At 37.3% G+C, this 16,180-nt stretch carries 7 protein-coding genes; 5 read left to right on the top strand and 2 right to left on the bottom strand.

The window, feature by feature from the left end; all coding sequences use genetic code 11:
* The first annotated feature begins 39 nt into the window (after positions 1-39).
* The 5 genes from RHABOEDO_RS09165 to RHABOEDO_RS09145 all read left to right on the top strand — a co-directional run bounded on the left by RHABOEDO_RS09165 (position 40) and on the right by RHABOEDO_RS09145 (position 13,845).
* Positions 40-9,747 carry a DUF3638 domain-containing protein gene (locus tag RHABOEDO_RS09165; RefSeq protein WP_215216644.1) on the top strand — a complete coding sequence of 3,236 codons (9,708 nt, stop codon included), beginning with the start codon at positions 40-42 and terminating at the stop codon, positions 9,745-9,747.
* A gap of 305 nt (positions 9,748-10,052) precedes the next feature.
* Positions 10,053-11,066 (top strand): IS30 family transposase, encoded by a 1,014-nt coding sequence (locus tag RHABOEDO_RS09160; RefSeq protein ID WP_215216525.1) that lies wholly within the window; start codon positions 10,053-10,055, stop codon positions 11,064-11,066.
* Between the two features lie 163 nt (positions 11,067-11,229).
* Positions 11,230-11,679, top strand: coding sequence for a regulatory protein RecX (locus RHABOEDO_RS09155; protein ID WP_215217506.1), 450 nt, complete (start codon positions 11,230-11,232; stop codon positions 11,677-11,679).
* Between the two features lie 16 nt (positions 11,680-11,695).
* The gene (locus tag RHABOEDO_RS09150; RefSeq protein ID WP_220017577.1) at positions 11,696-12,721 is read left to right on the top strand and encodes a Rossmann-fold NAD(P)-binding domain-containing protein; all 1,026 of its coding nucleotides are present in this window, start codon (positions 11,696-11,698) and stop codon (positions 12,719-12,721) included.
* Positions 12,709-13,845 (top strand): DUF8173 domain-containing protein, encoded by a 1,137-nt coding sequence (locus RHABOEDO_RS09145; protein ID WP_215217504.1) that lies wholly within the window; start codon positions 12,709-12,711, stop codon positions 13,843-13,845. Before RHABOEDO_RS09150 ends, RHABOEDO_RS09145 begins: the two co-directional genes overlap by 13 nt.
* On the opposite strand, the gene asnS is transcribed toward RHABOEDO_RS09145, so the two are convergent.
* Together asnS and RHABOEDO_RS09135 are read right to left on the bottom strand one after the other, a co-directional pair.
* On the bottom strand, positions 13,842-15,227 hold the full coding sequence (gene asnS, locus RHABOEDO_RS09140; protein ID WP_215217503.1) for an asparagine--tRNA ligase: 1,386 nt from the start codon (positions 15,225-15,227) through the stop codon (positions 13,842-13,844). The two genes, RHABOEDO_RS09145 and asnS, sit on opposite strands and share 4 nt — an antisense overlap.
* The gene (locus RHABOEDO_RS09135) at positions 15,224-16,090 is read right to left on the bottom strand and encodes a deoxyribonuclease IV (RefSeq protein ID WP_215217502.1); all 867 of its coding nucleotides are present in this window, start codon (positions 16,088-16,090) and stop codon (positions 15,224-15,226) included. Before RHABOEDO_RS09135 ends, asnS begins: the two co-directional genes overlap by 4 nt.
* Between the last annotated feature and the right edge of the window lie 90 nt (positions 16,091-16,180).

Below are 16,180 nucleotides of genomic sequence, written 5' to 3'. Positions count from 1 at the left end.
TTAAAGTAATCTATTTAAAAGTTATTAAAGAGCGTTTTTATGACGGTAAGATTAAATATTAATTCAAACTTAAATAATAATTGTATTGAAAATTCTTTAAATACAAAAACAGATTCTTCTTCTTTAATAGAAGAGCTTATTGCACGTGTGGACGCTCATCAGGATAGAGAGGGTCTTAAAAACATCAGCAAAAAACTCTTTGCACATATTCATTTAGATCATGCTATTAAAGGAACCTTATTGGAAGGGGGAAGCCTCGCTGAGAATGCCAAATACCTTAGAAGTTGTTTAGATGTGCTCGATATTCCTAACTATACAAAAGAGCTGATATGTAGAGCTCTTGATTCTCTAGTATCCTGCATATCAGCTAAAGAAACAGAAAGGAAAGTTAGAGAGTTGCCCCCTGGAGAATCTTTATTAGTAGATGGAGGGTACCAAGATTTATCAGGAGGACATGCGGTATTATATGAATTCTATAAAAAGACAGATAATACCTACGATATTTATCTGTACAATACAGGGGAAGGGATCCAATATCATCCTCGAGTTCAAAGAAACGGAATATCTTTTTACCAGGCAGCGATAAAATTTGAAGGTGTTCTTCCAGAAGAGCTAGATCTTTCTCCCCAAAACTCTAGGCAAGATTCTTCTTTTTTTCAATATCTTGCAAAACTACAAAATCTTGATGATTTAGAAGAAAAAAATATCACATCGTTGTATGAAAAAGGATTTGGCCACCTTGTCCACAAACTTGTTCTTGCAAAAGAGGACTTTTCACCCTTTATCAAAGGGCAGTACTCAGGAACATGTTCCTGGAGGGTACTACAGGCATTTGTTTTGCAAACCTTTTGTGACTCTATTCTTTATAAGAAATATATTTTTGAGCTTAAGTTATTGACTCTTGCTCTTTTTTTAAAAAAATGTGAAGAGAGGCCTGATTTAGAGAGCTGTATCCTTATAAAGGAAGCAACAACTAATTTGCTGCGAGCGGCAGCAAAACTCTATGACGAGCATTCTCAAGAAAAAACTGCTGGTGTTTGTAACGCTTTAAAAGAGGTTTTAGATCGGTTAGAGCATTTAGCAAATAGCAAAGCCTTTAAGCCAAAACAAGAATATAAGAACGAAAGGCTTTACGAATATAAGCTTTATTCTTTTGTTGCCATGCGTCCTAGTGCTAAAGCACTACTATCTTCAATAAACAGTGAGTCCCCTAAGCTTTTTTCTTCTATTGAGCCGAGTGGTTTTTTACCAAATAGCACAATTGTACTTAATCATATACCTCTTTTACTAGATAGAGATTCCAAAATTTTTCAAATTGAAAACTTTGTAAGAGCTTTACCAATTCCTAACCCAGACCCTAAAAACGATATCTGGCAAAATCTTCCTCAAGAAGATTTATACAATAGCCTTTCTTCCATCCAAACATTAATAGAGCTTTATGGAGATCTCTGTTTGAGTAACCCTCCTTGTTTCCCAAATCAGCAGAATACAGCACTTAGCTTATTTGCTATTGCGTACTGCTTAGCTTTAAGGATAGACCAACAGCAATTAGCAAAGCTGGCAGACTATGGAATTTGGAATGCGTTTTTTGGTCAGGAGCAGAGATTCTTTTTCGATCAGAATTTTTTTATCTGTTTTGAGCCCAGAGAACAGCAAAGAAGACAAGAAATTGTTACCTACTTTGCAGCTACTAATAAAGTTAAACAGCAATTGTTTGATTTTTTAAAAGTCCACGACTCCTGTATAAAAGGTGATTTGCCAGAAACTGAGCTTTTCAAACAACTCATTCAACAAAACCCTGATTTGCAAGACCAGCTTAGAGAAAGAGCTATTACCCTGCAAGCAAAATATCGGAAAATTTCTTTAAAATTAGCAGAAGAGTCTGTTTTGCTTACAGATAATGCGTGGTTAGCAGAGTGTAATGAGACACAACACGTAGCTTTTTTACGAAATATTTCCTACATAGCCCAGCAGTTTTCTTGTAGAGGTGTGATCTGTAAGGGTAAGATAAGCACAGTAAAATTTAAGAGCTATCAATGCGAGATCAGTTTAAAAATTACTGGTTCAATAAAATGTTGTTTCCCTTGTTGGCAGGCGAAAGGGATAGATGATTGGAAATCAGACCCTACTATTTACTTTCATCTGCTAACTTCTAAAGATCAAATACAAAATTTGGTGAAAGAGCTCGACATTTTTTCTCAGCACGCAGAGTCTGAGCTTCGACTGCAAAAAGAACACCCGTACTATCGAAAACAGCTAGAAACTACTAAATGTGAACCTTCTTTACAACCTCAGAAATTGCTCTACTATTTTCAAGAGCACATAGAAGAGCTGACTGATTTAAATAAACAAGTTCTATTTGACATACTTTTTTTTAAGCAAGTAGGTGATGAAGTCCCTCTTTTTCAAGAAGTGCAAACCAAGTCCCTTTTTATAGAGCAGTGTACCCAGTTTATTGTAAAAGGGCTCAAGCAATTTTCTAAAGAGAGCTCGGAAGAACCAGATCATTTTTTTGCCTACCTATTCTTTGTGCGGTTGCTCTACCGGATGAACCAAGTTTGCCAAGAACTTCAGTTACCTATAATAAAGTTGCCATCTAGCCAAGATCAAGTAAATGGTTGGTTAGAAAGCGTAAAGCTCAGCGTAGAGGACAGAGCTTGTTTACACTTACATCGCATGATGCAATATGCGTATCTTCCCAATGCTTCTATGCAGCAGCTAGAGGAAATTATTCCCAGTTGGTTTTTCTATAACCGTTCTCATGTACTAGAAAGACGGTTACCTTATTTTGAAAACCAAGCCAACATATTTATTCGTCGAATAGTTCATTGCATTGAAAAATTGAAACCAGAACAAATAAAGCAAATTATGAGTAAGGTTCTTCAGACTCTCGAGATAGCAAATATTTCAGAAGATACCGATTTGCAATCTTTTGGAAAATTTCCTGTGTACACGATTGAGTGTCTAGAAGGGAAGACTTGGACACTCAACCTATTAACAACGCAAATTGCAAATGGAAGTAGCCTTATAGAAAGTGCTTCGACAAAAGAATTGCTTAGCAAACAAAAATATCAAGATTTATTTGGGGACAAGGCTTTTACTATCCACAAGTTAGAAGGCTATTACCATTTTTCATGTCCAGAAAAGGGAGGGATACGTATCCAGATATTTGAAGATAAGAATGACGAAACAAGTTGGGTGTCTACTTCAACAAGTGATTGTAGTATCGAACGCAATATCGATGGAAATTGGTATCAGTACATTCCTAAAACGGATCTTATTAAGACAAAGCTCCCCCGTGTTCTTGTTCGAGATCATTTGCACTGGCACTCGGCAGAACGCAGTGAAATGCTGATTTTTAATGCAGATAACCAACTCACCGCCAAAGTATCTACAGAAAATGCAAGCAGTGAAGGGTCTGCATCCGGCAAATTTGTTTTACTACAAATAGAGAGCATGCAACAAGAGCGCATCTTATGCCCAGAGGACCCCTTAGAAGGCTGCTTGGTGTCTCTAAGTAAAATAGAATCAAGAGACGAGTGTCTTATATTTCGGGATGAGAATGAAAAGTACACTCGTGTTCATGTGCCAAGGCTTCGTTCCCTACAAAAAAAAGAGCTGTGTTTTACATTTGATAAGTCAGGACAAAAGGCTCACTTAGAGGGAGAAAAAGGGTTTACCATTGCACAGCACATTCCAAAACTAGTGGGGTGTATAGAAAATTATCTTATTTTAGAAGATACAAAACGCGATAAACAGAAAGTGTTAATCCCAGTTCAACAAATTGAACAAAGTAAGAAGTTTTTTTCGGAAAAAATCTGTTTAGATCTGCTTAAAGAGGAAAAAAACATCATTTATCTGGAGTTTGAACTAAATGAGAGGCATATTTCTGCTATAAATGTAGAAGGCACATTGCTTTTGACCTACTTATACTTAGCGCAAAAAGAGTATGTGAAAGCAGTGCAATATTTACATCAAATAAGACGAGCAGATCTTTTATCCGAGATATCCTCTGCTATCTTATACAACTGTCTTCTTATTGCAGATGGGCACCCTTCTGCCTGTGCAATATATTTCAAAGCGTTATTTTTATTGCGATCGACAGACAAAGAGAAAACCATCAAAGAAGATCTATTTCTTTATAAAAAACTTATAGAAAATTTTCACTCTTACAAGCAAAGAGTATCTAATGTCGACAGTACTGTTAAGCTTTCTGATGAAGAAAAAGCCTATTGTTTTAATTTCTTTACTGATCAATGTCCTATTGGTAGTTTGCTACAAACTTGGAAAGCAGGGTTTTTTGTCCATCCAGATCTTCCCCTTACAGAGTGGAAAGAAAAAGCATTGTTATCTGATACAAATTTTTTAAATTGGTCAATCGCCTGTTTTTTTGAATGGTTATGCAATTATAGAACGCAGTGTGCAGATCTTTATAAAAAATTTTACCAATTAGCACGTGCTAACAAGTGTAGAAAAGAGAAATTGCGTATCTCTACCCGCTTACATTTTACATCTATTGATCTTAGCAATCAAAAAGACCAATTCTATCAAATTATGCACTTTGCTTTAAAGTACCCAGAATTAGCTCCTGATTTAGATTCTTTAGAACTACAGCAATTACTAAAAAATTATATAAAGAAGTATGAGAAAGAACAGTGTAATCCAAAACCTGCTTTTCAAACGTCAGCAGAAGAGTCTGTTTTTAAATACAAACATCTAAAACCTCTTCAGCTCTTCTTATCTTCTTCTCAGATAAAAATAGAAGAGTCGCTTGTTCTGTCTAATATAGAACTAAAAGATCGTTGTCTTAATCTTTCCCATCTAGCTGCTAGGTACTTTGACCAGCTCAATACAACCCAATACATTGGGGGCCATTCTTTAGAGGTAGTATTGGGAAAGGAAAAAGAGCAATACAAACAAGCTATTGAGCAGCAGTACAAAGATTTTCGCGCAGATCTAGAAGCAGGGGCTTTACTTAATCAAGGTATTAAAGAATTTAGATTAAAGAAGTCAGAAATAGAAAATCTGTTTACCGCATTGCAGGAATTTCGGCATCCAGACCTGTTGCGATCGCAGGAACAAAGCATCTTAGAGTTAGCAAACACAAAACCTAAGGAAACTGTTTTATACAACACTCTTTTGGAAACAAGTCGGTTTAAGGCCCCAGTGCATTTAAAACAACTTATTTGTGCTTTTTTACGCGGAGATGCTAACGAATACTCAGTATTAAATCCTTATTTGAGTGTACAAGAAATACAAAAGCTCGATTGTTTACTGCAAAGGTTTATGCTAGAGAGCACAAAACAGTGCCAAGTAGAAAGAGCGCTTATATTGCTCGAGAATTTGCAAAAGACGGAAGAGTCTGCGTCTATTGAACAGGAGCTGTATACTGTTCTAACAGAAGAGATGTCTTATGATCCTGGGCAGAGCCGTGTATTATTAGTCTATGAGTATCAAGCTAAAATTCGAGTGCGTCAAAATCAAGCGAAGCTCATTTTTGAGATGACAGCAATTTCTGAAACAGGTGAATGTAAAAACCTTATCACGCAATTAATTATGGGAGGAGGGAAAACAAGTGTATTAGCTTCTATTTTACTCGTTATTCTCGCTAAACCTAATAGATTAGCGGTTTTTGTTCCTCCTGCTACTCAATTTGACACTTTGCGCAACAATTTAAAAACAACGCAGCATACATACTTTTTTCAGGAACTTATTCCAATTGATGCTACTCGCTCTGACTTTTGCTCATCGAAATTACAAGAGGTGTATCAAAACCTTGTAGAAGTGCAAAAGAAAAGGTGGGCAGTGTTGATCAAAAAGGAAACCATTCAATCTTTTGCTCTGGAGTTGCAAAGCTCCTTATACAAAGCACAAGACTTAGAAAAAATACATATCTTGCGCGATATCGTAAAAATTTTTCGCAGTTCTGGCCATGCAATATTCGACGAGTGCGACTTGCAGCTTAACCCCATGCAAGAGGTGAATTTTACATTGGGAGAAAAAAAGCAGATTGACCCTATGTATATTGAATGTGCAGTAAAGATATTCGAGCTGCTGGTAAGCCAGCATAAGATAGTGAATCAAAGCCAGACCATCGCTGATTTTGTCGGTTTATTGCAGAATGCGCAGTCTTTTATGAAAACAGAAGATTACTACGAACAAGTACTGCCTGTAATTGCAGAAGAATTGTTTACGTCTTGCAAGAGTCTTTTACTTTTATCAGAAGAGAATCGTCTAAGCTTTCTACATTATGTACAAGGAAAAATAAACAGTTCAAATCAGACTACAGAGGAGAGCCGCTTTTTAACATTGCTTAGGGAATATGCATCTTCTGCAGAGAGTGTGGAAAGAGACGCCGCAGCTTTAATAGCTTGGATCAAGGCACAATGTACCGAAATTCTCCCTTTGACGTTAACTAAAGATACCAACCGTCATTACGGACGCTCAAATACACAAGATTTAGGTAAAGTGGTTCCCTATAAAGGGGTTAATTCACCTTCAACCACACAATTTGGCAATCCTTGGGAAGCTTTAGCGTATCAGTTTCAAACAGCGCTATCACAGAAACTGAGCGTAGATTTAGTAAGGCCATATGCAGAAAAAGCATATCAAGGGGCCCAAGCTAATGAATTGTACACTGGAACACCGTTTGAACAGACTCAAGAAGCAATAAAATTTTTTACAATTGCTGCGGTTTCTCTTACGGATATAAAGGATAAAAATCGTTTAGATAGGGCTGTAGAAAATATTAATAGCAATCCTAATAAGATTTTACAAGTAGAAGCTGAGCTGGTAGCTTCTTTGATTAGCTACCATTCTTCTTATCTCAATAGCAATGCTTCTCATCTTGTTGCACAGTTTGCTTCGGTTACAGGGTTTTCTGGTACCCCTTGGAATAGTTCGTGTTATCCTAAAGATCTTGCTGAAAATATTTTATTAGATGCAGGAACAGAGGGAAGAATTGTAGATGTAGCGTACCAGAAAGCAGAAAAAAATCCACAGGTAATCCATGTCATTCAAAACACAGAAGTTCAAAAGATACTAAAGGTTTGCCTGGAAAATAACCCTCGCAAAGATCAAGTCACTGCCTTCATTGATGTAGCTGGACTATTCAAAGATTACGATAATTTGTATACAGCTAAGCAAATCTTAAAATATTTTGAAGAAGGTTCTCGGATTGAATGTGTTCTCTTTTTTGGCCGACCTTCTGCTCAGGCAGGGTCTTCTAATACACTAATGGCGCTTAAAAGGGGAAATCTTGTTCCTATTGTGATTGGAAGTACGCGTGTTGAGGATTTAAAAAAACAGAACATTGATCCAAGATCTACTTTTATTTACTACGATGAATGCCACTGTGAAGCCACGGATCTGCCTCAAATACAAAATGCGGTAAACCTGCTTTCTAGCGATGCTTCAATTATCTTAAGAGACTTGTTACAAGGAATGTTACGTGCGCGTGGGTTCCTTAAAGGTCAAGATATTGAATACGTAATTCATGAAAATACAATTAAACAACTAAACGTTCAAGATAAACCTACTTTTGAAAATGCTATTCTTAATCCTTCGCTTATCAATCAAGCAGAAAGGAAAGCTAAGGAAACCTATCGTACTTTTCTGCATGAGATTGATCATGTGTTATGTAAAAGTGCTTGGGATCAAATACTTGATACTAGCGATCCCGATGAGATGATTGCATATTTTAAAAAGTATCAGATGCTTTTCTTGCACAATTCTGAGATAGATCCTTTTAAACAATACGGGAATCTATTGCAAAAAGAAGTTACTCAGCAAGCTCTTGAAAACTACAAACAACAACGTTTACAATATTGGAAGCAAATTCAACCAGACATTCACTTACAAAACGTAGTAGCAGGGGAACTTACTCAAGTTATACAAAGAGCTTCCAATTGCAAGTTTTTGCCGGACTCAATTGAAATAACACTGTCTGAATTAGGAAAAGAGCAAGAAGTTGAGCTAGAACAAGAAACAGAATTAGAAGTCGATACCGAAGTTGAAACAGAGTTAGAGGCTTATCAATGTAAAGATATAGATGAACCAAGGCCAGAATCTACATGGGAATTTGATGCTATTGCGCTAAATGGTTTCTTGCAAATAACAAAGAATCTACCTAAAAAAGGATTTCGTCGCTGTCTACAGGAGAGAATTCGTTTCCGTATAACTGATTTTATTACTAAACAGAACCCTTCCTTTGAGACCTATCGTGAGATTTTTGAAGAACAAGAAATTTTTATGACAAGAAATGCTGCTATTGAGATTAATCAAGATACTGTCTTTACAAATGAAGATCAGGTTGTAGTTATTAAAGAACAAGCAAGAACATATGCAATTATTCTTTCTGTCAAAGAGGCTAGTGCTTTTAAAGAGTATTTAGCTAATCATCCTGATAACATAAGATGGGTTGTGCTGAATAATAATAAAATACCTGTACTTTTTCAAGGTAAAGATTTCTTAAGTGCACTACAAGAGCCATTAGTGCATACCGATTGGTTAGAAAAAGTTATTGCATTTTTCAACGATTTCTGTAACAAGAATTCTTCTAAAATCCCAATGTCTTTGTTTGTGGGTTTAGATGAGAAACAAACTAATAAAAGCATAACTTTAGGTATGCCAAACACATACCGGTTATCTGATTTTATTCAAAGCTACCCTCATCACAGACCTTATTATCAAGTGTTTGAAGAGCAAGAAATTCTAATTACAGAGAATGCTGTATTTACTTCTTATAGCCTTAATTCTGTCTTTTCACATACGCAAAAACCTGCTCACCAAGTTGCAATTGTCAAAGAACAGGGAAAAATGCATGCAATTATTCTTTCCATCAAAGAGGCTAGGACTTTTAAAGAGTATTTAGCTGCTACCTCTCGAGAAAATATGTGGCTGATTCTTCCAAACGGGGACAAGTTATCTCCGGCTTTAAAGGACGGTAGTCCCCTGAATATACGACAAGAACTATTAGAGGATACTGATTGGGTAGAGAAAACTCTTTGGTTTATCAATTTTTTCAATGGCGATATGTCATATCTAGCAGAGCATACAGATCTCACAAAAAGACTGATTACTGAAAAAAATACGGAGCTTAAAACGCGGTTTCTTAACCTTAAAACAATTCGAGATCCAAAGCAAAAGGTCATTTTTTGTTATTTACTACAACATGTATTAGAAGAAAGCTCTAAAGACAATCGATTAAAATCTCAACAACACCTTTTAGACAAAAGAAAGAGACGAGAAAAGGTTGAGCATTTGACAAATCAGGAAATTAGCGCTCTTTCTATAGGGGATAAAGAGTACATTCCATTTTTAAGTGCTGAAAAGATCTGCTATTTGCAAGAACCGGATTTAATACAATGTTTAGATCCTGCCCAAATACAAGCAGTTACTGCAAACCAAGTCCGACATCTCTTAGACTCGCAGATTCGTTTTTTAACTACGCCTGAGCAAATTCAGCAAGTTCATCAAAGACAACTTGGTTCATTGCTTCCCCAGCAATTGTGTCATTTAGCCTTAAGTCAGATTAGGAATCTTCCTGATGAAAAGATACAGTATCTAGAAAAGAGGCTTTTACAAAAGATTGATGGACAACGCATTTGTCAGTTGTATCAAGCAAAGAATATTCTTCCTTCTCAATTAAAAGAGCTGTCTAAAGCACAGTTGAAAGCTCTTTTACAGGAAAATGACATACGAGAAATTCTACTACACTTAGATAATGAACAACTAAAATATATATAGAAGAAAGAGCAAATTCGGGCTATTCCAGCCTATCTTGTGCAATATCTTACTACAAACCAATATTCAGCTCTCAAACCTGAGCAAAGTACCCAAATTCCAGAGCAGCACTATAAGCATTTAAATGAGGCACAATTCAAGCATAAATACAAAGAGCATTCGGGAACTTTCATGTTATTAAAAGGAGGAGCTTTAGGTAGTTTGCGTGTGCTAGCATATGTTTCTGGGATTTATGTATAGTCTTTTCAAGTTTGAAGTGCACAGAAGAATTAAAAAAAGAATAGGCAGGCGATGAAAGAATCTCTATTGTGATTTTTAACAATCAAACACAAGGAGAGACCTTGCCTAAAGGCTACCATCACCTAACCTATGACCAAAGATGTCAGATTTATATTTTAAAAGCTAGAGGAGATACATCTAGCTCAATAGCAAACATTCTAAAAGTTCATCATAGCACTATTAGTAGGGAACTTAAGAGAAATAAAGGGCAACGAGGATACCGTCATCAGCAAGCTCAAGAAAAAGCATTTCTTAGAAAAAATTCTCAGCCCAATAAAAAAATGACTCCTCAAATAGTTACCCGTATTGAAGAAAAAATCAAGTTGCAATGGAGCCCTATACAAATATCCGGATGGCTTAAAAGACATGGTAAAGAACATGTTAGTCATGAGACCATCTATAATCATATCTGGAAAGATAAACGACAGGGAGGACAGCTTTATAGAGAGCTCCGTCATCGAGGGAAAAAATATAACAAGCAGAGAAAGGGAGCTTCTGGAAGAGGGAACATGCCTGGTCGTATAGATATTAAGCAACGGCCTTGTATTGTAGAAAAAAAGACTCGTTTAGGAGACTGGGAACTAGATACAGTCATAGGGGCAGGACATAAAGGCGTAATTGTATCAATGGTAGAAAGAACTTCCAAGCTAACTAAGCTCGCCAAAGTTTCTCATAAAACTGCAGAGGAAGTAAGTCAAGCGTTAATTGAACAACTTAAACCTATCAAAGATTTTGTACACACATTAACAGCAGACAACGGAAAAGAATTTGCCTATCACCAAATGGTTAGTTTCGAGCTAGAGACAGACTTCTACTTTGCAACGCCCTACCATTCTTGGGAAAGAGGCTTAAATGAGCATACAAACGGACTAGTTAGGCAATATTTTCCTAAAACACAAAGCTTTTTAGATACGACTTCCAAGGATATAGAAAGGGTGGAAACTTTACTAAATAACAGACCTAGAAAGGCTCTCAACTTCGAAACTCCACTAGAAGTGTTTACGAGATTATCTACAAACATGCTATGCTCGGGTGCACAATAGATGTTTTTTCAAGTATTTATATGTTCTTTTTTGTGCACTTCAAGGTTGAAAGGGCCTATTAAAAAGAATTGCTTTTTTCCGTTTTTTGGGCACTATCACAAACGCTTTAGATCGGTCAAATATATATCTGGGAATAGGCTATAGGATGTTAAAAGGCAAATAAATGTCTTATTCGGAAGAAGATCATGTAAAAAAACAGGCGTTTTTGTATCTAGCTAGACGCTCTTTTTTTGTAGAAGAGTTGCGTTTGAAACTTATCCATAAACGGTTTTCTCAAGAAGGTATTGATAAAGTAATAAACCTTTGTATTGAGCAAGGGTTTTTAGACGACCAAAAACTGATCAGGCAGTTAGTAGAAGGAGCACGGCTTAGGGGATTTGGTTCAAAAGCTATTTGGCATAAACTGTATTGCAAAGTGGGAATTAACCGCTCTATTTTACAACAGATCATTCTAGAAACAGAAAAAAGCCAATTTGAAGACCTCAAACGTTTATTACAGAAAAAAAATCAGCCAACTCATCTTTTGAACCCTAAGCAAAGACAACGACTTATTACAAAATGTCTAAGACGTGGTTATTGTTACGATGAGATTGTTAGGTGCTTAGCAGAATAAGTGGCTTTAAATTTCGATGTCAATGTATAACAACCATTTCCTTATATGTTGGTTGTGTATGCACGTCGGAGTGTTAGGGATTAGTCATAAATCTGCTGAGATTAGCTGTCGAGAACAAATTATAGCTGCTTATCGAGTGAGCAAAGCACTCTTACAAGGTAGCGGGTGGGTTTTGCTTGCTACTTGTAGTCGCATGGAGATTTATTTCAGCGCAGAGGACCTAGCAGAAGCGCATAGTTTATTATTAAATGCTCTGCGCTCAGAGCTCTCTTTTAACGTAGAGCATAAACTTTATGCATATTTTGGCTTGGATTGTTTTTTGCATTTAGCAAGAGTAACAGCGGGGCTAGATAGCGTTATTCTTGGAGAGTCAGAAATCCAACGACAGGTAAAAGAAGCCTATCAATTTGCAGCTAGAAAAAAATTGCCTCATGATTTGCATTTTCTATTTCAAAAAGCTTTACGATTGGGTAAAACCATTCGCACACAATTTCTCTTTGTAGAAAAAAATATAGGGATTGATAAGGAACTATTTTTATTAGCAAAGTATTTTAAACTACACACATCTGCTATTTTGTTCATTGGATTTTCAGAGATCAACCGTAAGATTATTAGCTATTTTCAATCCAAAGGTATGAAGCAGTTGTTTTTGTGTACGCGCAATAGACAAGCTGCTCTTGAATGGAGTAAAAAAGAAGATGTCTTGCTACTGGATTTTTCCCAAATCGAATTAAGTTCTCAATTTCCGATGGTGGTTTGTGGAACTTATACAAATCAACCTATCTTGCATGCTCATCAGTTTGTCGACGCTAAGACGCGTTTAATCGTAGATTTAAGCATGCCCAGAGCGGTAGATCCATTTCTTTCTCGTCATTTTAGTGTGAGCTTGTTAAATATAGAGCAGATCAATGCGATCATTAAAACAAAGCAACAAAAAAATGTTCTTCAGATTCAAGAAGCAGAAACTATGTTATTTCAATCGGTTCAGCGCTATTTAGCGGTATTTCAAAGTAGCAAAAGAGGCTATGAATGCGTCGTATAATTCTATTTTTATTATTGGTTCCTGTTTTCCTCTGTTCTGCTAAGAAACCCAAAGAAATAGAAGATCATAGCATAATTATGATCCCATCTCATGTAGTCTATGAAGGAGACTATTTTGCTTCAGGAGATAGTGTAGAGATTTCAGGAATAGTCAATGGAGATGTATACCTAATTGCTGGGCAAGTGGTTGTTGATGGGGTGATAAATGGAGATCTCATTTGCTGTGCGGGAAGTGTAGATATTTCAGGAAAAGTGGCAAATAATGCACGGTTATTAGCAGGCCAGGTTTTATTAAGCGGAGAGATTGGACACAATATTACAGCTGTTGGAGGCAATGTTCAGCTACTTAAACAATCATCTGTTGGAAAAAATGTTGTAATAACAGCTGGGAATGCCGATTTAGCAGCCCGTATCGGGTCAGAGGTAACCGTTGTAGCTTCTCATTTACGTGTATCCTCAACTATTGGACAGGACCTACATGCGGTTGTAGGTTTAATGAGACTTACTTCGCAGGCGCATATTAACGGAGATGTAGACTATCGAAGCAACTCAGATGCATGGATTGATCAGGGCGCTAATGTAATAGGAACTATTACCCAACATCCTTCTTTTGTGCGCAATTTGGTAAAAGGCACATGGATCCAAAAGATATTAGTGGGCTCTAAGCTACTCACTCTTTCCATGAATTTCCTCTACAGCCTTGCGATTGCTTACTTATTATTGAGGCTTTTTCCTAGGAACTTGCAGTCGGCTCTTCTCTCTTTAAGAGGGCAGCCGTGGCGTTCTTTAAGCACAGGACTGATTACCTTGATTGTTTTGCCGCTTTGTTGTTTATTGCTATTAATGACTGTTTTAGGGGTGCCATTTGCTCTAACTCTGATTGCTTTAAACATCGTAGGATTTTATACGGCTAAAGTATACTTTATTTTCTGGGGATCGGATTGGCTATCTAGTAAAATCAAATGGACAATACATCGATTAGCTGCTTTTGTCGTGGGTTTAATTGCCTATTTGATCATAAGTTCTATTCCAGGAGTAGGTAAGATCTTTTCCTTAGCTGCAATGGTATTTGGGCTTGGGGCTGCAGTTACGGCTCAGACCAAGCGCTACCACATAGGTCTTTAAAACTCTGCATGACCAGGAAATCTAGGAAAAGGAATCACATCGCGGATGTTCTCCATTCCGGTGACAAACAATACCAGACGCTCAAACCCTAAACCAAAGCCTGCGTGTGGAACAGTTCCATAGCTACGTAGTTGCATATACCACCAATAATCTTCTGGATGTAAACCAAATAAGCGTAGTTTTTTCTCTAGCACATCTAGACGCTCTTCTCTTTGAGCTCCTCCCATGATTTCTCCAATTTTTGGCACTAAGACGTCCATAGCAGCTACTGTTTTCCCATCAGAATTTTCCCGCATATAAAAAGCTTTGATTTTCTCCGGATAATCGGTTAAGACCAGGGGCTTTTTACAGTATGTTTCTGCTAAATAGCGCTCATGCTCTGATTGTAGATCAATACCCCACTCTACAGGAAATGCAAAGCTTTGTTCTGATTTTTGTAAAATAGCAATAGCTTGGGTGTAGGTTAGGTGAGCAAATTCTGTTTCAGCTACCTGTTGCAGACGATTCAATAATCCTTTTTCTATAAACCTCTCAAAAAAGGCTAAGTCCTCTTGGCAGTTATCTAAAACATATCGAAGGAGAAACCGCAAATAAGCTTCTGCGCATTCACGATTATCATCGAGGTCAGCAAAAGCCATTTCCGGTTCAATCATCCAGAACTCAGCTAAATGGCGAGAGGTGTTAGAATTCTCTGCACGAAATGTAGGTCCAAACGTGTACACATCAGAAAAAGCGCAGGCAAATGTTTCTGCATTCAGTTGTCCTGAGACAGTAAGATAAGCGGGTTTATGAAAAAAATCCTCTGTAAAATTCACATTACCATCAGAGTGCCTTGGTGGTTTATTGATATCTAGTGTGGTGACTAGAAATTGTTTACCCGCTCCTTCGCAATCAGAGGCGGTGATGATGGGTGTGTGTAGATATAAAAACCCTCTTTGTTGAAAAAATAGATGGGTTGCAATAGAGAGAGCATTACGTATTCTGGCAATGGCTCCTTGTGTATTTGTACGTGGACGTAAATGAGCAAGAGAGCGTAAAAATTCAAAGGAGTGTCGTTTTTTTTGCAGAGGGTAATCTTCAGGACAAGTACCAAAAAGGTGCATGGCATGAGCTTTTAATTCCCAGCGTTGTCCTTTCCCTAAACTCTCTACTAATTCGCCTGTTACTGAAATAGAAGCTCCTGTAGAAAGCTTTTTTAAGAGATCCTCATAAAGGGGGAGTGAAACATCTGCCACAATTTGCAGAGAAGAAAGCGTAGAGCCATCATTTATTTCAATGAAGCTAAAGCTTTTTTGTGCTCTAATTGTGCGAATCCACCCACATACGGTAATCACATTTCCTATTTGAGAGGATTGAATCGATCGAATTTTATTATGTTTCATAAGTCTGCAAACTCTCTTAACATGGCGATCTCTTTTTTCCAAAGAGGGGGGCCATCGGGGGTTTCTAAATATTTAGGAAGACGGCGAGTTTTAGGGTTTTTCATCAGCACTTTGAAACACTCCATACCAATTTCCCCTTTACCCAAAGGAGCATGTCTATCTCGAAGAGATCCTAAAGGTTTTAGCGAGTCATTGAGATGAAAAGCGTATAGGTGCTTCATTCCGACAATTCTTTCAAAGTCTTTTAATGTCTTCTCCCAACCAGCTTCTGTGCGGATATCATAACCCGCTGCAAAGATATGACAGGTATCTATGCATATACCGACAGGGATTTTCCTATAGAGTTTTTCAATTAGGTAGGCTAAATGTTCAAAGCAGTATCCTACCGTAGTTCCTTGGCCTGCGGTTGTCTCAAGTAAAAGACGAGTAGCTCCATGGGAGATAAGCTCCTCGAATTGTTCTAAGCTATCTACAATATTGTTTAGACATTGCTCTTCTGTTGCTCCTACAGCAGCACCAGGATGAAAGTTTAAAAAAGAAATCCCCAGTTTTTGACAGCGGATTAATTCTTTTTCAAAAGCCTTCTGGCTTTTATGTAAAACAGATGGATTAGAAGAGCCTAAATTAATCAAGTAACTATCGTGACTCATCAACTGGCAAAGTCCAGTTACCCTTACGGCCTCTTGAAAAAGCTCTGCTTGTTCTTGGGTAATCTCTTTACCAGACCAGCGTTTTTGATTGCTGGTAAAAAATTGTACGGTATTAGCACCGATTTCCTGTCCCATCCAAATAGCATTTTGAGCTCCACCTTGAGCTGAGGTATGAGCGCCGATTAATAACTCAGAGCTGGGAACTTTAGGCATTTAAGATGTCCGATTAGATTAAAATATGGTCTATCCTAGTTTATAAGAGGCTTAAATGTCTAGAAGGTCTTCATAGATCCCAAGCAAGTT

Source organism: Candidatus Rhabdochlamydia oedothoracis (assembly GCF_019453995.1).
In the GTDB taxonomy this organism is placed as follows: Bacteria; Chlamydiota; Chlamydiia; order Chlamydiales; family Rhabdochlamydiaceae; genus Rhabdochlamydia; species Rhabdochlamydia oedothoracis.
Note: the sequence above shows the minus strand (reverse complement) of the source record. Positions and strands in the feature narration are given on the sequence as shown.

What these genes read in the sequence shown, in the direction of transcription:
- RHABOEDO_RS09165 (WP_215216644.1), top strand. Translation starts at nt 40, where the DNA reads ATGACGGTAAGATTAAATATTAATTCAAACTTAAATAATAATTGTATT.
- RHABOEDO_RS09155 (WP_215217506.1), top strand. Translation starts at nt 11,230, where the DNA reads ATGTCTTATTCGGAAGAAGATCATGTAAAAAAACAGGCGTTTTTGTAT.
- RHABOEDO_RS09150 (WP_220017577.1), top strand. Translation starts at nt 11,696, where the DNA reads ATGTCAATGTATAACAACCATTTCCTTATATGTTGGTTGTGTATGCAC.
- RHABOEDO_RS09145 (WP_215217504.1), top strand. Translation starts at nt 12,709, where the DNA reads ATGCGTCGTATAATTCTATTTTTATTATTGGTTCCTGTTTTCCTCTGT.
- asnS (WP_215217503.1), bottom strand. Translation starts at nt 15,227, where the DNA reads ATGAAACATAATAAAATTCGATCGATTCAATCCTCTCAAATAGGAAAT.
- RHABOEDO_RS09135 (WP_215217502.1), bottom strand. Translation starts at nt 16,090, where the DNA reads ATGCCTAAAGTTCCCAGCTCTGAGTTATTAATCGGCGCTCATACCTCA.